General features: G+C 51.4%; 15 protein-coding genes. 10 read left to right on the plus strand and 5 right to left on the minus strand.

All coding sequences use genetic code 11. From position 1 onward, the window contains the following. Nucleotides 1-19: 19 nt before the first annotated feature. The gene (gene cpdB / locus HEM79_RS13245) at nucleotides 20-1,963 is read right to left on the minus strand and encodes a 2',3'-cyclic-nucleotide 2'-phosphodiesterase (protein ID WP_176241472.1); all 1,944 of its coding nucleotides are present in this window, start codon (nucleotides 1,961-1,963) and stop codon (nucleotides 20-22) included. Between the two features lie 170 nt (nucleotides 1,964-2,133). On the opposite strand from cpdB, the gene cysQ reads away from it, so the two are divergent. After that, nucleotides 2,134-2,874 (plus strand): 3'(2'),5'-bisphosphate nucleotidase CysQ, encoded by a 741-nt coding sequence (cysQ, locus tag HEM79_RS13250; protein WP_176241471.1) that lies wholly within the window; start codon nucleotides 2,134-2,136, stop codon nucleotides 2,872-2,874. Here the strand turns inward: cysQ and HEM79_RS13255 are convergent. After that, nucleotides 2,864-3,421, minus strand: a complete 558-nt coding sequence (locus tag HEM79_RS13255; protein ID WP_000175264.1) for a YtfJ family protein — start codon at nucleotides 3,419-3,421, stop codon at nucleotides 2,864-2,866. The genes cysQ and HEM79_RS13255 overlap by 11 nt on opposite strands. A 324-nt stretch (nucleotides 3,422-3,745) precedes the next feature. On the opposite strand from HEM79_RS13255, the gene HEM79_RS13260 reads away from it, so the two are divergent. Beyond that, nucleotides 3,746-3,952, plus strand: a complete 207-nt coding sequence (locus HEM79_RS13260; protein ID WP_000689228.1) for a DUF1107 domain-containing protein — start codon at nucleotides 3,746-3,748, stop codon at nucleotides 3,950-3,952. A gap of 59 nt (nucleotides 3,953-4,011) precedes the next feature. Here the strand turns inward: HEM79_RS13260 and HEM79_RS13265 are convergent, their stop codons facing one another. Together HEM79_RS13265 and msrA are read right to left on the minus strand one after the other, a co-directional pair. After that, nucleotides 4,012-5,355, minus strand: a complete 1,344-nt coding sequence (locus HEM79_RS13265) for a hemolysin family protein (RefSeq protein WP_000935031.1) — start codon at nucleotides 5,353-5,355, stop codon at nucleotides 4,012-4,014. Nucleotides 5,356-5,542: 187 nt separating this feature from the next. Continuing rightward, a complete protein-coding gene (gene msrA / locus HEM79_RS13270; RefSeq protein WP_000051459.1) occupies nucleotides 5,543-6,181 on the minus strand; it encodes a peptide-methionine (S)-S-oxide reductase MsrA in 639 nt (212 codons plus the stop codon). Between the two features lie 205 nt (nucleotides 6,182-6,386). Here msrA and tamA point away from each other — a divergent pair, with 205 nt between their 5' ends. Genes tamA through HEM79_RS13285 form a run of 3 tightly spaced genes read left to right on the plus strand, consistent with a single transcriptional unit; the run spans nucleotide 6,387 to nucleotide 12,243 of the window. Next, nucleotides 6,387-8,120 (plus strand): autotransporter assembly complex protein TamA, encoded by a 1,734-nt coding sequence (tamA, locus tag HEM79_RS13275; protein ID WP_001269289.1) that lies wholly within the window; start codon nucleotides 6,387-6,389, stop codon nucleotides 8,118-8,120. Beyond that, on the plus strand, nucleotides 8,117-11,896 hold the full coding sequence (gene tamB, locus HEM79_RS13280) for an autotransporter assembly complex protein TamB (protein WP_176241470.1): 3,780 nt from the start codon (nucleotides 8,117-8,119) through the stop codon (nucleotides 11,894-11,896). Before tamA ends, tamB begins: the two co-directional genes overlap by 4 nt. A gap of 2 nt (nucleotides 11,897-11,898) precedes the next feature. After that, nucleotides 11,899-12,243, plus strand: a complete 345-nt coding sequence (locus HEM79_RS13285) for a gamma-glutamylcyclotransferase family protein (protein WP_001219162.1) — start codon at nucleotides 11,899-11,901, stop codon at nucleotides 12,241-12,243. A gap of 375 nt (nucleotides 12,244-12,618) precedes the next feature. Here the strand turns inward: HEM79_RS13285 and ppa are convergent, their stop codons facing one another. Beyond that, nucleotides 12,619-13,149, minus strand: a complete 531-nt coding sequence (gene ppa, locus HEM79_RS13290) for an inorganic diphosphatase (protein ID WP_000055075.1) — start codon at nucleotides 13,147-13,149, stop codon at nucleotides 12,619-12,621. Nucleotides 13,150-13,457: 308 nt separating this feature from the next. On the opposite strand from ppa, the gene ytfQ reads away from it, so the two are divergent. The 5 genes from ytfQ (at nucleotide 13,458) to HEM79_RS13315 (ending at nucleotide 18,698) form a co-directional block, all read left to right on the plus strand. Beyond that, nucleotides 13,458-14,414: a galactofuranose ABC transporter substrate-binding protein YtfQ gene (gene ytfQ, locus HEM79_RS13295; RefSeq protein ID WP_000265933.1), complete on the plus strand. Its 957-nt coding sequence runs from the start codon at nucleotides 13,458-13,460 to the stop codon at nucleotides 14,412-14,414. 212 nt (nucleotides 14,415-14,626) lie between these two features. After that, nucleotides 14,627-16,129, plus strand: a complete 1,503-nt coding sequence (ytfR, locus tag HEM79_RS13300) for a galactofuranose ABC transporter, ATP-binding protein YtfR (protein WP_176241469.1) — start codon at nucleotides 14,627-14,629, stop codon at nucleotides 16,127-16,129. Nucleotides 16,130-16,142: 13 nt separating this feature from the next. Continuing rightward, on the plus strand, nucleotides 16,143-17,165 hold the full coding sequence (gene ytfT, locus HEM79_RS13305) for a galactofuranose ABC transporter, ATP-binding protein YtfT (RefSeq protein ID WP_176241468.1): 1,023 nt from the start codon (nucleotides 16,143-16,145) through the stop codon (nucleotides 17,163-17,165). Next, nucleotides 17,152-18,156, plus strand: a complete 1,005-nt coding sequence (yjfF, locus tag HEM79_RS13310; RefSeq protein ID WP_176241467.1) for a galactofuranose ABC transporter, permease protein YjfF — start codon at nucleotides 17,152-17,154, stop codon at nucleotides 18,154-18,156. Before ytfT ends, yjfF begins: the two co-directional genes overlap by 14 nt. A 26-nt stretch (nucleotides 18,157-18,182) precedes the next feature. Further along, nucleotides 18,183-18,698, plus strand: a complete 516-nt coding sequence (locus HEM79_RS13315) for a DUF2569 domain-containing protein (protein ID WP_000263318.1) — start codon at nucleotides 18,183-18,185, stop codon at nucleotides 18,696-18,698. Nucleotides 18,699-18,724 lie beyond the last annotated feature (26 nt).

Raw genomic sequence — 18,724 nt, forward strand, 5'->3', positions numbered from 1 at the left:
AGGCCGAAAAAGATGTCTATTACTGACTCAAATCCACCTGATAAATCGCAAATCCGATATCATCGGTCGCGACTTTTTTCATCGGATATTGCCCTTTCTCTTTAATAAACGCAGCGGCTTTATCTGACGGAGAAGTTTCGAAACGGATATCCAGTTTCTTATCGCCGGGGATCGGTGCTAAACGCCAGTTGTTATCTGCCGCCGGGTGAATTTCCCCCGCACGCTTCGACTCTTCTGCAATCCACGCTGCCAGCACCGAGCGGTTTTCATCCGGTGAAGCAAAAGCGATATGGCTGTCACCGGTTCCGGCAAATTTGCCGCTGTAAGCGCGATAGTTATTGGTGGCAACGAGGAACATGGCATTCGGATCAATCGGTTTGCCGTTAAAGGTCAGATTCTTAATCCTTTCCGCATTAGCATTAACCACCTGACATTCACCGTCATAGCGGGCGGGCTGGGTGACGTCAATCTGGTAATTCACGCCATCAATAACATCAAAGTTATAGGTGCGGAAACCATCCCAGTTGATGAGTGACTGTGGTTTCGTGCTGTTGGGGTCAATCTGATTAAACTGTCCGGCAGAGCACTCCAGCCACTCTTTCACCTCTTTACCGCTGGCTTTCACCACGATCAGCGTATTGGGGTAGAGATAGAGATCGGCGGCGTTGCGGAAGGTAAGCTGGCCTTTTTCCACTTCAACATAGCTGGCTGGGTCGTTTTTGCGACCGCCAACTTTAAACGGCGCAGCAGCAGAGAGCACCGGCAGTTTTGCCAGATCGGGATCGCCCTGGATGTAATGTTCGACATACGCTTTTTGTGCGTTGTTCACCACTTGCACGGTCGGATCGTCCTGCACCAGCGCCAGATAGCTATACATATTGTCGGCAGATTTTCCAATCGGCTTGCTGACAAACTGGCGTGTGGCGTTGTGATCGGCTTTAAGCGTATCGACCAGTTTGCTATCTTCCGCCGCAAGGGATTTTTTATTGGCGATGTCGTAAATCGGGCGTGCTTCCGCTTTCGCCTGCGTCACCTGCCATTTTCCGCTGTCATTATCGAGTTGCAGATCAACCACGCCGAGATGATCGCCCCACATGCCAGGCATCACTGCTGGAACACCGTTAATCGTGCCTTTGGCGATATCTACGCCTTTGATATCAGCAAAATCTTTACTCGGGAAAACGGCGTGAGCATGACCAAACATAATGGCGTCAACGCCCGGAATTTCACTGAGATAATAAACTGAGTTTTCCGCCATCACTTTATACGGATCGGCAGACAAGCCAGAGTGCGCCAGAACGACAACAACATCGGCACCTTTCTCGCGCATTTCCGGCACGTACTTGCGCACAGTTTCCGTTATATCGTTAACGGTGACTTTGCCGGATAAATTGGCCTTATCCCATCCCATGATCTGTGGTGGTACAACACCGATGTAGCCAATCTTAAGCGTCTGTTTATTGCCGTCTTTATCGACCACTTCGGTGTCTTTAATTAAATACGGTGTAAACATCGGCTGTTTGGTTTTAGCGTCGATGACGTTGGCATTCACATAGGGGAATTTCGCTCCAGCCAGCGCATTTTTCAGATAATCCAGACCGTAGTTAAATTCATGATTGCCGAGTGTGCCGACGGTATAATCCAGCGTATTCAGCGCCTTATAGACCGGATGAACATCACCTGCTTTTAATCCTTTCGCCGACATGTAATCTGCCAGCGGGCTACCCTGGATCAGGTCACCGTTATCGACCAGTACGCTATTTTTCACTTCGTTGCGCGCGTCATTAATCAGGCTCGCAGTGCGTACCAGTCCAAATTTTTCTGTGGATGTATCTTTGTAATAATCGAAATCCATCATGTTGCTATGCAAATCAGAGGTTTCCATTATGCGGAGATCGACTGTTGCCGCATTCACACTGGCGGCAATCAGCGTAGCAAGAAGCGTTGCACTAAACTTAACCATCTGGGCATCCTTTTATGAACAAGAAGATGAGACGTCTTTCATACGGAGCGTGAAGGATGCCATAAATAATAAATCAGGAAACGATGACGCCATCACAGTTGGCGGATTCTGTAACGATAGGGTATAAGTAAAACAACAAGTTAACACCACTGAAACAAAAGAGGTGGAGAATGTTAGAACAAGTATGTCAACTCGCACGGAATGCGGGCGATGCCATTATGCAGGTCTACGACGGGACGAAACCGATGGACGTCGTCAGCAAAGCGGATAACTCTCCGGTGACGGCGGCGGACATTGCCGCGCACACCGTAATCATGGACGGTTTACGTACCCTGACGCCGGATATTCCCGTTCTTTCCGAAGAAGATCCTCCCGGTTGGGAAGTCCGCCAGCACTGGCAACGTTACTGGCTGGTAGATCCGCTGGACGGCACCAAAGAGTTTATTAAACGAAATGGTGAATTTACCGTTAACATTGCGCTGATCGACAAAGGTAAACCGATCTTAGGTGTGGTGTATGCGCCGGTAATGAACGTAATGTACAGCGCGGCGGAAGGCAAAGCCTGGAAAGAAGAGTGCGGCGTGTGCAAGCAGATTCAGGTACGCGACGCCCGTCCGCCGCTGGTGGTCATCAGCCGTTCCCATGCGGATGCTGAGCTGAAAGAGTATCTGCAACAGCTTGGTGAACACCAGACGACATCCATCGGCTCTTCATTGAAATTCTGCCTGGTGGCGGAAGGTCAGGCGCAGCTCTACCCGCGTTTCGGGCCGACGAATATTTGGGATACCGCTGCCGGCCATGCCGTGGCTGCAGCTGCCGGAGCACACGTTCACGACTGGCAGGGCAAACCGCTGGATTATACTCCGCGCGAATCCTTCCTGAATCCTGGATTCCGGGTTTCTATTTATTAAGCAATTTATGCAGCAAGTCCATGACTTGCTGCACTTCTTGCTGGGTTAACGCCCCGTCCTTCGCCCACTGTACGCGACCGTCTTTATCCAGCACTGCAATGGCGGAACTCTCTTCATCCAGTTGCCAGGCTCCGCGCGCGACGCCATTGCTGTCGACAATAAACTGCGACCACGGATAGAGCTTTTTATTGCTCTCCAGACTGCTGCGCACAAACATACCGGAACCGGGGATGGCGTCGTCGGTGTTGACTATGGTGGTCGTCTGGTAGCGATCGTGCGGCAATTTCGCCGATTTAATTGCTTCAATCAGCGTCGCATTTTTCTCTTTTGCGGAGGTGCGACCGGCAATATGTTGCAGTACTCGCACTTTTCCCGCTAACTGCGCACTGTTCCAGGTTTTGTAGCTAAACTGATCTTTATCAAACACCAACTCGCCACGATCGGTAATACCAATCGGCGGTACGCGCTGACCAGTTTCGAATTTATGCGCGGAGGCCATCATCGGCAGTAGCAAGCAAGTCAGCGCGAGGATCTTGCGTAGGGTCATAGTGTTTCCTTCTTATCGTATGCAGGTGATCCGACCACTTGGGTCTGGCTTTTAATCATATGTGCTATTTATCGAATTTCCCGCAAGTGCGGTGCCAGTTTGCGGACAAGCGCACAAATCATATGAAAAATGAATGTTTATACTGAAGATTGTGGTTAGGTGAAGAGATAATTCTGAATAATTGTAACAGTAGGGTAAAAAAATTTATACACGCTGGAAACATTACCCCGATAGTCTATAGTCATTAGGCATTAAAATTTGCGCCTCATAATAGTTGGGCCGATTGTGGCACCGCAAAGGCGTAATACTCAGCAGGAGACAACAATGAAAATTTTCCAACGGTACAACCCACTTCAGGTGGCGAAGTACGTGAAGATCCTGTTCCGTGGACGGTTATACATCAAGGACGTTGGCGCTTTTGAATTTGATAAGGGTAAGATTCTTATCCCAAAAGTGAAGGATAAACTGCATTTGTCAGTGATGTCCGAAGTTAACCGTCAGGTTATGCGTCTGCAAACAGAGATGGCTTAACCAAGTGCTATGCAGTAATAAGACGGCTCCTGATTCAGGAGCCGTTGATGTTTCTGGGGTTATGCGACGCTTTCTTCTTTATCTTTGGCGTCAGGCAGTTTTGGCGAAAGGGCGGTGGCTTTACTGTCGATTCGCGTAACCAGTAGCTGGTCGATGCGGTAGTTATCAATATCCACCACTTCAAATTTGTAACCGGAGAACTTCACCGAATCAGTGCGTTTCGGGATCTTACGCAACATAAACATCATAAAGCCGCCGATGGTTTCGTAGTTGCCCGACTGCGGGAACTCGTCGATATCCAGCACGCGCATCACGTCGTCAATCGGCGTACCGCCATCGATTAGCCATGAATTCTCATCACGCGCCACAATCTGTTCTTCCAGCCCCTGACCGACCAGATCGCCCATCAACGTGGTCATCACGTCGTTGAGGGTGATGATCCCCACCACCAGTGCGTACTCGTTCATGATTACCGCAAAGTCTTCACCCGCAGCTTTAAAACTTTCCAGCGCCTCAGAGAGGGTCAGCGTATCAGGCACGATCAGCGTATTGCGAATTTGCACGCCGCTGTTCAGTGCCAGGCTTTGATTGGCCAGCACGCGGTTCAGCAGATCTTTTGAATCGACATAACCGATAATGTGATCGATATCTTCATTACAGACGAGGAATTTCGAGTGCGGATGCTCCGCCACTTTATTCTTCAGGCTTTGCTCATCTTCATGGAGATCGAACCAAATCACGTTTTCACGCGGCGTCATGGAAGACGGCACGGTACGGGATTCCAGTTCAAACACGTTTTCGATCAGTTCGTGTTCCTGTTTACGCAATACACCAGCCAGTGCACCGGCCTCCACTACTGCGTAGATGTCATCAGATGTGATGTCATCTTTACGTACCATTGGCAATTTAAAGATACGGAAGATCATGTTCGCCAGGCCGTTGAAAAACCACACCAGAGGGGTGCAGACGAACAGGCAGAAGCGCATCGGGTTGATGATACGCAAAGCCACAGCTTCTGGCGCAATCATACCGATGCGTTTCGGGGTTAAATCCGCAAACAGAATAAACATGCCAGTCACTAACGAGAAAGAGAGAATAAAGCTCAGTTGCTCAGAGAGTTCCGCCGATATATAGCGGGAGAACAGGCTATTAAAAGCCGGAGAGAACGCCGCATCACCGACGATACCGCCGAGTATTGCCACCGCGTTCAGACCAATTTGCACCACGGTAAAGAACATGCCGGGATTTTCCTGCATATCCAGAACGCGCTGGGCGTTTATATTGCCTTCATCAGCCAGCAGTTTAAGTTTGATTTTGCGTGAGGCGGCAAGCGAGATCTCGGATATCGAGAAGAACGCACTCACAGCGATCAAGCAGAGTATGACTAAAATACTGTTTAACATATCTTATCCGACCGTTCAGGTCAGATCCTCGGAAGGGGAAGTTGATTAATTTGTGCGAAATACACATTGAAAGCCGGCTCGAAGAGAGTGAACCGACATTTTCAGTGGCTAGTATAGCGTAAGGTACTGTAAAGTCGCCAGAGGGTTAAATTTTTGCTTCATTTCGCTTTAGTTCGGCCTTTTATTGCTACGCTTCAGGCGGCAGGCAAACGCCGATCCCGCCAATTCCGCAATAACCATACGGGTTTTTATGCAGATATTGCTGGTGGTCATCTTCGGCATAATAAAACGGTGTCGCGTTAGCGATTTCCGTGGTGATGTGACGATCGTCATCGGCGGCAAGCATCGCGGCCTGAAAACGTTCGAGACTGGCGCGGGCGGCAGCATCCTGTTCTGGTGTTAGCGGATAAATCGCGGAACGATACTGCGTGCCATGGTCATTGCCCTGACGCATCCCTTGTGCGGGATCGTGATTCTCCCAGAATACTTGTAACAGTTGTTCGTAGCTGATCACTGACGGATCGTAAACCACGCGTACCGCTTCGGCGTGGCCGGTATCACCAGAACACACTTCCCGATAAGTCGGGTTTGGCGTGTAACCGCCGGTATAACCTGCGGCGGTGCTGTAAACGCCGGGAAGTTGCCAGAAAAGGCGTTCCACGCCCCAGAAACAGCCCATAGCAAAAATGGCAATTTCCATTCCGTCAGGCACATTTGTCATTGAGTGACCATTGACTGCATTCAACGTGGCTACGGGCATCGGGGTATTACGTCCAGGAAGGGCATCGGCGGGGGAAACCAGATGCTTTTTATCAAATAAACTCATGGTATCGCTCTCCCGAAAATCGGTCTTTGGGGTTTAGGTTGTAACAAGAGACGTATTTGCACACAATAACTCTCGTGAATGTGTATAAAGTAAAACATAAGAAATATTTTGGATTTAGTCTGCTTTTAAATCCATATTGCTGGTTTTTTGTTAAGCCGTTTAACGGGGTTCCAGGGGCAGGAACAAAGGATATTCAGGAGAAAATGTGCGCTATATCCGACAGTTATGTTGTGTAAGCTTACTCTGTTTTGGTGGTTCTGCTATCGCCGCGAACGTCCGTCTACAGGTCGAAGGGTTATCAGGACAGCTGGAAAAAAATGTTCGTGCACAGCTTTCTACGATTGAAAGTGATGAAGTGACGCCAGACCGGCGATTTCGCGCGCGTGTCGATGATGCCATCCGCGAAGGCCTGAAGGCGCTGGGCTATTACCAGCCGACCATTGAATTTGATCTTCGCCCACCGCCAAAGAAAGGGCGACAGGTTTTGATCGCCAAAGTCACGCCCGGCGTGCCCGTTTTGATTGGCGGCACCGATGTTGTGCTGCGCGGTGGTGCACGGACTGATAAAGACTATCTGAAGTTGCTCGATACTCGCCCGGCTATAGGCACGGTGCTGAATCAGGGCGACTACGAAAATTTCAAAAAGTCCTTAACCAGCATCGCGTTGCGCAAAGGCTATTTCGATAGTGAATTTACCAAAGCCCAGTTGGGTATTGCACTTGGCTTGCATAAAGCCTACTGGGATATTGACTACAACAGTGGCGAACGCTACCGCTTTGGGCATGTGACCTTCGAAGGCTCACAGATCCGCGATGAGTATCTGCAAAACCTTGTTCCGTTTAAAGAAGGTGATGAATACGAGTCAAAAGACCTGGCAGAGCTGAACCGCCGTCTCTCCGCTACTGGTTGGTTTAACTCGGTGGTGGTTGCACCGCAGTTTGATAAAGCGCGAGAAACAAAAGTATTGCCACTTACCGGCGTCGTTTCGCCGCGCACGGAAAATACGATTGAAACCGGTGTCGGGTACTCAACGGACGTTGGTCCACGTGTCAAAGCCACGTGGAAAAAGCCGTGGATGAACTCTTACGGTCACAGCCTGACCACCAGCACAAGTATTTCTGCACCGGAACAGACCCTCGATTTTAGCTATAAAATGCCGCTGCTTAAGAACCCGCTGGAACAATATTATCTGGTACAGGGCGGTTTTAAGCGCACCGATCTAAACGATACTGAATCCGATTCTACAACTCTGGTGGCCTCCCGTTATTGGGATCTCTCCAGCGGCTGGCAGCGCGCCATTAACTTACGCTGGAGTCTTGACCACTTTACCCAGGGTGAAATTACCAACACCACGATGCTGTTTTATCCAGGAGTGATGATTAGCCGCACGCGTTCACGTGGTGGCCTGATGCCGACCTGGGGCGACTCGCAACGCTACTCAATCGACTACTCAAACACCGCCTGGGGCTCGGACGTCGATTTCTCTGTGTTTCAGGCGCAGAACGTCTGGATACGCACACTCTACGATCGCCATCGTTTTGTCACGCGCGGCACGTTGGGCTGGATTGAAACAGGTGACTTCGACAAAGTGCCGCCTGATCTGCGTTTCTTTGCCGGGGGCGACCGTAGCATTCGTGGCTATAAATACAAATCTATCGCCCCGAAATACGCCAATGGTGACCTGAAAGGGGCATCAAAACTGATAACCGGATCGCTGGAGTACCAGTACAACGTGACCGGAAAATGGTGGGGGGCGGTGTTTGTTGATAGCGGCGAAGCGGTAAGCGATATTCGCCGCAGTGACTTTAAAACCGGCACCGGGGTTGGTGTGCGCTGGGAATCACCAGTCGGGCCGATCAAGCTCGATTTCGCCGTTCCGGTCGCTGACAAAGACGAGCATGGTTTACAGTTTTACATCGGTCTGGGGCCAGAATTATGAGTTTATGGAAAAAAATCAGCCTCGGTGTGGTTGTCGTCCTCTTACTATTGCTGGGATCGGTGGCATTTCTGGTGGGCACCACCAGTGGTTTGCATCTGGTATTTAAAGCGGCAGATCGCTGGGTGCCTGGGCTGGACATCGGTAAGGTGACTGGCGGCTGGCGCGACCTTACTCTGTCTGACGTTCGTTATGAGCAGCCAGGTGTGGCGGTTAAAGCAGCTAATCTGCATCTGGCAGTCGGGCTGGAGTGCCTGTGGAACAGCAGTGTTTGCATTAACGATTTGGCACTGAAGGATATTCAGGTCAACATCGACAGCAAAAAAATGCCCCCTTCAGAACAGGTTGAAGAAGAGGAAGACAGCGGCCCGCTGGATCTCTCCACGCCATATCCCATCACCCTGACGCGGGTGGCGCTGGATAACGTCAATATCAAAATTGATGACACCACGGTGTCGGTGATGGACTTCACCTCCGGTCTGAACTGGCAGGAGAAAACCCTGACCCTGAAACCGACATCGCTGAAAGGCCTGCTGATTGCCTTGCCGAAAGTGGCGGAAGTGGCGCAGGAAGAAGTCGTTGAACCGAAAATTGAAAATCCGCAGCCGGATGAAAAACCGCTCGGCGAAACGCTGAAAGATCTCTTTTCTCGCCCGGTATTGCCGGAAATGACCGACGTGCATTTGCCGCTCAACCTGAATATTGAAGAGTTTAAGGGCGAGCAATTGCGCGTGACGGGCGACACGGACATCACCGTGCGCACCATGCTGCTGAAAGTGAGCAGCATTGACGGCAATACCAAACTGGACGCGCTGGATATCGACTCTAACCAGGGGATCGTTAACGCCAGCGGTACGGCGCAACTGTCGGGTAACTGGCCGGTGGATATCACCCTCAACAGCACACTGAACGTGGAGCCGTTGAAGGGTGAAAAAGTGAAGCTGAAAGTGGGCGGTGCGCTGCGCGAACAACTGGAGATTGGCGTTAACCTTTCTGGTCAGGTGGATATGGATCTGCGTGCTCAGACGCGGCTGGCGGAGGCTGGACTGCCGCTCAATGTCGAAGTCAACAGCAAGCAACTTTACTGGCCGTTTACCGGCGAGAAACAGTATCAGGCGGACGATCTGAAACTGAAACTCACCGGCAAAATGACCGATTACACGCTCTCTATGCGCACGGCAGTGAAGGGACAGGAGATCCCGCCCGCCACCATTACCCTCGATGCGAAAGGTAATGAACAGCAGGTGAATCTCGACAAACTCACCGTCGCGGCGCTGGAAGGGAAAACTGAGTTGAAAGCGTTGCTCGACTGGCAGCAGGCGATTAGTTGGCGTGGTGAGTTAACGCTTAACGGCATTAACACCGCGAAAGAGTTTCCGGACTGGCCGTCGAAACTCAATGGTTTGATCAAAACGCGCGGCAGCCTGTACGGCGGCACCTGGCAGATGGACGTGCCGGAGTTGAAGCTGACCGGTAACGTTAAACAGAACAAAGTGAACGTTGAAGGTACGCTGAAAGGCAACAGTTATATGCAGTGGATGATCCCTGGTCTGCATCTGGAACTGGGATCAAACAGTGCCGAAGTGAAAGGCGAACTGGGAGTAAAAGATCTCAATCTTGATGCCACGATCAACGCGCCAGGTCTGGATAACGCGCTGCCAGGGCTGGGCGGTACAGCGAAAGGGTTGGTGAAGGTTCGCGGTACGGTGGAAGCACCGCAGTTGCTGGCGGATATCACCGCGCGTAGCCTGCGCTGGCAGGAACTCTCCGTGGCGCAGGTTCGCGTGGAAGGCGATATAAAATCTACCGATCAGATCGCCGGGAAACTCGACGTGCGCGTTGAGCAAATTTCGCAGCCGGATGTGAATATCAACCTCGTCACCCTGAATGCGAAAGGCAGCGAAAAGCAGCACGAGCTACAACTGCGGATTCAGGGCGAGCCGGTTTCCGGACAGCTCAATCTGGCGGGTAGCTTTGATCGTAAAGAAGAACGCTGGAAGGGAACGCTGAGTAATACCCGCTTCCAGACGCCAGTCGGCCCGTGGGCGCTGACCCGCGATATTGCGCTGGATTACCGCAATCAGGAGCAAAAAATCAGCATCGGGCCGCACTGCTGGGTAAACCCGAACGCGGAACTGTGCGTGCCGCAAACCATTGATGCCGGGGCTGAAGGGCGTGCGGTGGTCAATCTCAATCGTTTCGACCTGGCCATGCTGAAACCGTTTATGCCGGAAACCACTCAGGCAAGCGGTATCTTTACAGGTAAAGCAGACGTTGCCTGGGACACCACCAAAGAAGGGTTGCCGCAGGGCAGCATCACCCTTTCCGGGCGTAACGTGCAGGTGACGCAAACCGTCAATGATGCGGCGCTGCCGGTGGCGTTTCAGACGCTGAATCTGACGGCGGAGTTGCGTAACAACCGCGCCGAACTGGGCTGGACCATCCGCCTGACTAATAATGGTCAGTTCGATGGTCAGGTGCAGGTGACCGATCCACAAGGCCGCCGCAATCTCGGTGGCAACGTCAACATCCGCAACTTTAACCTCGCGATGGTAAACCCCATCTTTACGCGTGGGGAAAAAGCGGCGGGGATGGTGAGTGCTAATTTACGTCTGGGCGGTGATGTACAAAGCCCGCAGCTTTTTGGTCAGCTCCAGGTTACGGGTGTGGATATTGATGGCAACTTTATGCCGTTTGATATGCAGCCGAGCCAGCTTGCGGTCAACTTTAACGGTATGCGCTCGACGCTTGCGGGCACCGTGCGAACCCAGCAGGGTGACATTTACCTGAACGGGGATGCAGACTGGAGTCAGATTGAAAACTGGCGCGCGCGGGTAACGGCAAAAGGCAGTAAGGTGCGGATCACCGTACCGCCGATGGTGCGCATGGATGTGTCGCCAGATGTCGTATTCGAAGCCACACCAAGCCTGTTTACCCTTGATGGTCGCGTTGACGTACCGTGGGCGCGCATTGTGGTGCATGATTTGCCAGAAAGTGCGGTGGGCGTCTCCAGCGATGTCGTGATGCTCAACGATAATCTGCAACCGGAGGAGGCGAAAACTGCGTCGATTCCGATTAACAGCAACCTGATTGTCCACGTCGGCAACAACGTGCGCATTGATGCCTTTGGCCTGAAAGCGCGGCTGACGGGCGATCTCAATGTCGTACAGGACAAACAGGGGCTGGGCCTGAACGGACAGATCAACATTCCGGAAGGGCGTTTCCATGCCTATGGTCAGGATCTGATCGTTCGCAAAGGCGAGTTGCTGTTCTCTGGTCCACCGGATCAACCGTATCTTAATATCGAAGCAATTCGTAACCCGGATGCTACAGAAGATGATGTAATCGCCGGTGTTCGTGTCACTGGACTGGCGGATGAACCGAAAGCGGAGATTTTCTCTGACCCGGCGATGTCGCAACAGGCTGCGTTGTCTTACTTGTTGCGTGGACAAGGGCTGGAGAGCGATCAGAGCGACAGCGCGGCGATGACCTCGATGCTGATTGGTCTGGGGGTTGCACAAAGTGGTCAGATTGTGGGTAAAATCGGCGAGACATTTGGCGTAAGTAATTTAGCTCTCGACACCGAGGGAGTAGGCGACTCCTCCCAGGTGGTGGTCAGCGGCTATGTACTACCAGGTCTACAAGTGAAATACGGCGTGGGGATATTTGACTCTATAGCAACACTCACGTTACGTTATCGCCTGATGCCAAAGCTATATCTGGAAGCCGTGTCTGGTGTAGATCAGGCACTGGATTTGCTCTATCAGTTCGAGTTTTAGCGATGCGAATATTTGTCTACGGCAGTTTACGTCACAAACAAGGCAACAGCCACTGGATGACCAATGCCCAGTTGCTGGGCGATTTCAGTATCGATAACTACCAGTTGTATAGCCTGGGCCACTATCCAGGCGCAGTTCCGGGAAACGGAACGGTACACGGTGAAGTTTATCGTATTGACAACGCCACGCTGGCCGAACTTGATGCCTTGCGCACCAGGGGCGGTGAATACGCGCGCCAGTTGATTCAGACGCCGTACGGGAGTGCATGGATGTACGTTTATCAACGACCCGTCGATGGATTAACGCTGATTGAAAGCGGCGACTGGTTAGACAGGGATAAGTCATAATATAAACACGCCACCTTCGGGTGGCGTTGTTTTTTCGAGGTATCTCGCATTCTTTTTTGTAATTCCCCTACTTTTTGCTTTTCTCTCCGAGCCGCTTTCCATATCTGTTAACGCATAAAAAACTCTGCTGGCGTTCACAAATGTGCAGGGGTAAAACGGGGGCACGCTTTGAACGGTGAGTATGAGTGAGGTCGGCTAACTTCCAGCAAGTGGCTATGAACAGCAAAATGGTGGTCGAGTTTAGCTTGTTCTTACCGTTCAAGCCTTTCAAATGCTGAGAATAATGATAGTGGAATAGATAGTTTATAAATTGCGGGCATAAAAAAACCCTTACTAACCGAAGCCCGGTGTTCAGGGTTATTGCGCTATAAGAACTTATTTATTCTTTGCGCGCTCGAAGGAGGCAACGATTTCAGCTTTAGCGGCTTCTGCGTTTTCCCAACCTTCAACTTTCACCCACTTGCCTTTTTCGAGGTCTTTGTAGTGCTCGAAGAAGTGAGCGATCTGCGCTTTCAGCAGCTCTGGCAGATCGTTAACGTCTTTAATGTGATCGTATTCTTTGCTCAGCTTGCTGTGCGGAACAGCAACCAGTTTCGCATCTTCACCGGCTTCGTCGGTCATTTTCAGAACGCCAACCGGACGGCAACGGATCACAGAACCCGGCTGCAGCGGGTACGGAGTCGGAACCAGTACGTCAACCGGGTCACCGTCCAGAGACAGGGTGTGGTTGATGTAACCGTAGTTGCACGGATAGAACATCGCGGTGGACATGAAGCGGTCAACGAACAGTGCGCCGCTCTCTTTGTCGATTTCGTATTTGATCGGATCTGCGTTAGCCGGGATCTCAATAACAACGTAGATGTCTTCCGGCAGATCTTTACCCGCAGGGACGTTGAGTAAGCTCATGTCTGTTTCCTTTAAAATATGTGGCAAACAAGTGCCGAGTATTATAGCCAACTCGCGCCGAATGTCTTCGCTTGTTTTCGTCCTCATATTCCTTTTTCGCCAGTTTTAAGACGGCTCGTGGAGCAGGAAAATCCATAACCGTAGCCGCATTTTTCATAGTGATATGAAAGCGATTACAAACTTGTGATTAACGTTTTATTTACTTTTTTGAAGTGTGATGTAACGCAATCCGTTACATAACGAATTGTCTATAGTTTTTTCGCGAACATCTTTTCACCAATAATAACTATCCCGACGAGGACAACCCTATGTGGAAACGCTTACTTGTAGTCTCTGCAGTCTCGGCAGCCATGTCGTCTATGGCGTTGGCCGCTCCATTAACCGTAGGATTTTCGCAGGTCGGATCAGAATCCGGCTGGCGCGCCGCAGAAACCAACGTGGCGAAAAGTGAGGCCGAAAAACGTGGTATCACGCTAAAAATTGCCGATGGTCAGCAAAAGCAGGAAAACCAGATTAAAGCGGTACGTTCCTTTGTTGCACAAGGGGTAGATGCGATCTTTATCGCTCCAGTGGTGGCGACGGGTTGGGAGCCGGTATTAAAAGAGGCGAAAGATGCCGAAATTCCGGTCTTTTTGCTCGACCGTTCCATTGATGTGAAAGACAAATCTCTCTATATGACCACTGTCACCGCTGACAACATTCTTGAAGGTAAGCTGATTGGTGACTGGCTGGTAAAAGAAGTGAATGGCAAACCATGCAACGTGGTGGAGTTGCAGGGCACCGTTGGGGCAAGTGTTGCCATCGACCGTAAAAAAGGCTTTGCCGAAGCCATTAAGAATGCGCCAAATATCAAAATCATCCGCTCGCAGTCCGGTGATTTCACCCGCAGTAAAGGCAAAGAAGTTATGGAGAGCTTTATCAAAGCAGAAAACAACGGCAAAAACATCTGCATGGTTTACGCCCATAACGACGACATGGTGATTGGCGCAATTCAGGCAATTAAAGAAGCGGGTCTGAAGCCAGGCAAAGATATTCTGACAGGTTCTATCGACGGCGTGCCGGATATCTACAAAGCGATGATTGATGGCGAAGCGAACGCCAGCGTTGAACTGACGCCAAACATGGCCGGCCCGGCCTTCGACGCGCTGGAGAAATACAAAAAAGACGGCACCATGCCTGAAAAGCTGACCCTGACCAAATCCACACTTTACCTGCCTGATACTGCAAAAGAAGAGTTAGAGAAGAAGAAAAATATGGGGTATTGAGGGACATCAATACCTGATGCCGACTTGTGGGCCGCCGGATAAGGCGTTTATGCCGCATCCGGCGGTTGTACAGCACCGGACTTAACACCGTGCACAATCTGTCCCCTCGCCCCTTCGGGGAGAGGGTTAGGGTGAGGGGGACAAACGGCGCAGCTCTTAACATCAGGCACGATCTATTCCCAGGCTTTTAGAGCGTGGCTAAGGGGGAAACCATGACGACTAACCAACACCAGGAAATCCTCCGTACCGAAGGATTAAGTAAATTTTTCCCCGGCGTCAAAGCGTTAGACAACGTTGATTTCAGCCTACGGCGCGGTGAAATTATGGCGCTGCTCGGTGAAAACGGAGCCGGTAAATCGACGCTGATCAAAGCACTTACCGGTGTCTACCACGCCGATCGCGGTACTATCTGGTTGGACGGTCAGACTATCTCACCAAAAAACACCGCCCACGCACAACAGCTAGGCATTGGCACCGTCTATCAGGAAGTCAACCTGTTACCCAACATGTCGGTAGCCGACAATCTATTCATAGGCCGCGAACCCAGGCGTTTCGGCCTGCTACGCCGTAAAGAGATGGAAAAGCGCGCTACCGAACTGATGGCATCGTATGGTTTCTCCCTCGACGTGCGGGAACCGCTCAACCGCTTTTCAGTCGCGATGCAGCAAATCGTCGCCATTTGCCGGGCCATTGATCTCTCCGCCAAAGTGCTGATCCTCGATGAACCCACCGCCAGTCTCGATACTCAGGAAGTGGAGTTGCTGTTTGGCCTGATGCGCCAGTTACGCGATCGCGGCGTCAGCTTGATCTTCGTTACGCACTTTCTCGATCAGGTTTATCAGGTCAGCGATCGGATCACTGTCTTACGCAATGGCAGCTTCGTTGGCTGTCGGGAAACCCGCGAGCTACCGCAGATCGAACTGGTCAAAATGATGCTTGGGCGCGAACTCGACACCCACGCGCTACAACGTGCCGGACGGACATTACTTAGCGACAAACCCGTTGCTGCGTTTAAAAATTACGGCAAGAAAGGAACGATCGCGCCGTTTGATCTCGAAGTGCGCCCGGGCGAGATCGTCGGACTGGCAGGCTTGCTGGGATCGGGTCGTACCGAAACCGCTGAAGTTATCTTCGGAATCAAACCCGCCGACAGCGGCACTGCGCTGATCAAAGGCCAACCACAAACGCTACGATCGCCACATCAGGCTTCGGTACTGGGCATTGGTTTTTGCCCGGAAGACAGGAAAACTGATGGCATCATTGCCGCCGCCTCGGTGCGGGAAAATATCATCCTTGCCTTACAAGCCCAGCGCGGCTGGCTACGACCGATCTCTCGCAAAGAACAGCAAGAGATTGCCGAACGTTTTATCCGCCAGCTTGGCATTCGCACACCTTCCACCGAACAGCCTATTGAGTTTCTCTCCGGCGGCAATCAGCAAAAAGTATTACTTTCACGCTGGCTGCTGACTCGTCCGCAATTTCTGATCCTCGACGAGCCAACGCGCGGTATTGATGTGGGCGCCCACGCCGAGATCATCCGCCTGATTGAAACGCTGTGCGCCGACGGCCTGGCTTTATTGGTAATTTCTTCCGAACTGGAAGAGCTGGTGGGCTATGCCGATCGGGTGATCATCATGCGCGATCGCAAACAGGTGGCGGAAATCCCGCTGGCAGAACTCTCCGTTCCGGCGATCATGAACGCCATTGCGGCGTAAGGAGAACAGTGTGATGCCTCAATCTCTCCCTGACACCGCGTCGTCGAAAAGGCGTTTTCGCTGGCCGACGGGAATGCCTCAACTGGCGGCGCTATTGCTGGTGCTGCTGGTCGATAGTCTGGTCGCCCCACATTTCTGGCAGGTGGTGCTTCAGGATGGGCGTTTGTTCGGTAGCCCCATCGACATTCTTAACCGTGCGGCTCCCGTTGCGTTACTGGCGATTGGCATGACGCTGGTGATCGCCACTGGTGGGATTGATCTCTCCGTAGGCGCGGTGATGGCTATCGCCGGAGCCACAACGGCTGCGATGACGGTCGCGGGATTCAGCCTGCCGATTGTTTTGTTAAGCGCCCTGGGCGCCGGCATTCTGGCAGGATTGTGGAATGGCATTCTGGTGGCGATCCTCAAAATTCAGCCGTTTGTCGCCACTCTGATCCTGATGGTCGCCGGGCGCGGCGTGGCGCAACTGATCACCTCCGGGCAGATCGTCACTTTCAACTCACCAGATCTCTCGTGGTTCGGCAGTGGATCGCTGCTGTTCCTGCCAACGCCAGTCATTATCGCCGTGCTGACGCTGCTCCTGTTCTGGCTGTTGACTCGTAAAACGGCGCTGGGGATGTTTATTGAAGCCGTTGGCATCAACATTCGGGCAGCGAAAAATGCCGGAGTGAACACTCGGATCATCGTCATGCTCACCTACGTGTTGAGCGGGCTGTGTGCGGCAATTGCGGGCATTATCGTGGCTGCGGATATTCGCGGTGCCGATGCCAACAACGCCGGATTATGGCTGGAACTGGACGCCATTCTTGCGGTGGTGATCGGCGGTGGATCGCTGATGGGCGGGCGTTTTAACCTGCTGCTTTCGGTAGTGGGGGCGCTGATCATTCAGGGAATGAACACCGGAATTTTACTTTCGGGCTTTCCGCCAGAGATGAACCAGGTGGTGAAAGCGGTGGTGGTGCTTTGCGTGCTGATTGTCCAGTCGCAACGCTTTATCAGTCTGATTAAAGGAGTACGTAGCCGTGATAAAACGTAACTTACCACTGATGATCACCATCGGCGTTTTTGTGTTGGGCTATCTCTACTGCCTGACGCAGTTTCCCGGTTTTGCTTCTACGCGAGTGATCTGCAATATCCTGACCGATAACGCCTTTTTGGGGATCATCGCCGTCGGTATGACCTTTGTGATCCTCTCTGGCGGTATCGATCTCTCCGTCGGTTCGGTGATCGCTTTTACCGGCGTTTTTCTGGCAAAGGTGATTGGCGACTTTGGGATTTCACCACTATTGGCCTTCCCGCTGGTACTGGCGATGGGCTGTGCCTTCGGCGCATTTATGGGGCTTTTGATCGACGCGCTGAAGATCCCGGCATTCATCATTACCCTTGCGGGAATGTTTTTTTTGCGTGGCGTCAGCTATCTCGTTTCGGAAGAGTCGATCCCGATTAACCATCCCATTTATGACACACTCTCTGGCCTTGCGTGGAAAATTCCCGGCGGCGGTCGCTTAAGCGCGATGGGATTACTGATGCTGGCGGTCGTGGTTATCGGTATTTTCCTCGCGCATCGCACCCGCTTTGGTAATCAGGTATATGCCATTGGCGGCAACGCGACGTCGGCAAACCTGATGGGGATTTCTACCCGCAGCACCACTATTCGCATATATATGCTTTCCACCGGACTGGCAACGCTGGCGGGGATTGTCTTCTCGATTTACACCCAGGCCGGATACGCGCTGGCTGGCGTAGGTGTGGAACTGGACGCTATCGCCTCCGTGGTGATTGGCGGTACACTTTTAAGCGGCGGCGTTGGGACAGTATTGGGAACGCTGTTTGGCGTGGCGATTCAGGGACTCATTCAGACTTACATAAACTTTGACGGTACGCTGAGTTCATGGTGGACGAAAATCGCCATCGGAATTTTGTTGTTTATTTTTATTGCCTTACAGCGTGGGTTAACGGTGCTGTGGGAGAATCGTCAGAGTTCGCCAGTAATAAGAGTGAGTCCGGAAAATACAATAAAAGATTAAATTCACTGATATATAAGGATATTTTTATGTGGGCAAAGGAAGGTGAGGGTTTAAGTACAACATGCAAAAGTTGTGGTGTGGATGTTTTACCACCTGATGATTATTGTAGAAGCTGTGATGATAAAAAACTTACGGGGATTGGCGGTTGGCTGTATTTACCTGCTATTTCTTTAGTGCTGGTGATTATTTCGAGCATTTATTCTTTTGTACGAACATGGGGGCTTGCTCAGAGTAGTCAGGAAGAACCGCTCAGAACTCTGCTTTATCTGGAAGTGGCTGGATTTGCCACGATATTTCTGTTGGTAAGTTATACTACCTTTTTGTTTTTTAATAAGAAACGCCAACTTCCGCACTACTATATTGCCCTTCTTCTGGCGCTCTTCGCATTGAATGTTGCTGATATCTGGGGAGCTGTACAATTTCTTCATGCCACAATTGATTTTTTAGACGCATGGGGTGTGCTGAAAAATATCATTCATCTGGCTATCTGGGTTCCCTATTTCCGAGTCTCCAAACGAGTCAAATTAACTTTTGTTAATTAGAACGCAAAAACGCCGGAACAATCCGG

Origin of the sequence: Escherichia sp. 93.0816 (assembly GCF_013368855.2) — a bacterium.
Lineage (GTDB): Bacteria > Pseudomonadota > Gammaproteobacteria > Enterobacterales > Enterobacteriaceae > Escherichia > Escherichia ruysiae.

Coding starts and splice junctions, on each gene's coding strand:
- HEM79_RS13285 (WP_001219162.1), top strand. CDS start 11,899: ATGCGAATATTTGTCTACGGCAGTTTACGTCACAAACAAGGCAACAGC.
- HEM79_RS13265 (WP_000935031.1), bottom strand. CDS start 5,355: ATGTTAAACAGTATTTTAGTCATACTCTGCTTGATCGCTGTGAGTGCG.
- ytfQ (WP_000265933.1), top strand. CDS start 13,458: ATGTGGAAACGCTTACTTGTAGTCTCTGCAGTCTCGGCAGCCATGTCG.
- HEM79_RS13315 (WP_000263318.1), top strand. CDS start 18,183: ATGTGGGCAAAGGAAGGTGAGGGTTTAAGTACAACATGCAAAAGTTGT.
- tamB (WP_176241470.1), top strand. CDS start 8,117: ATGAGTTTATGGAAAAAAATCAGCCTCGGTGTGGTTGTCGTCCTCTTA.
- cysQ (WP_176241471.1), top strand. CDS start 2,134: ATGTTAGAACAAGTATGTCAACTCGCACGGAATGCGGGCGATGCCATT.
- cpdB (WP_176241472.1), bottom strand. CDS start 1,963: ATGGTTAAGTTTAGTGCAACGCTTCTTGCTACGCTGATTGCCGCCAGT.
- msrA (WP_000051459.1), bottom strand. CDS start 6,181: ATGAGTTTATTTGATAAAAAGCATCTGGTTTCCCCCGCCGATGCCCTT.
- ytfR (WP_176241469.1), top strand. CDS start 14,627: ATGACGACTAACCAACACCAGGAAATCCTCCGTACCGAAGGATTAAGT.
- ppa (WP_000055075.1), bottom strand. CDS start 13,149: ATGAGCTTACTCAACGTCCCTGCGGGTAAAGATCTGCCGGAAGACATC.
- HEM79_RS13260 (WP_000689228.1), top strand. CDS start 3,746: ATGAAAATTTTCCAACGGTACAACCCACTTCAGGTGGCGAAGTACGTG.
- HEM79_RS13255 (WP_000175264.1), bottom strand. CDS start 3,421: ATGACCCTACGCAAGATCCTCGCGCTGACTTGCTTGCTACTGCCGATG.
- ytfT (WP_176241468.1), top strand. CDS start 16,143: ATGCCTCAATCTCTCCCTGACACCGCGTCGTCGAAAAGGCGTTTTCGC.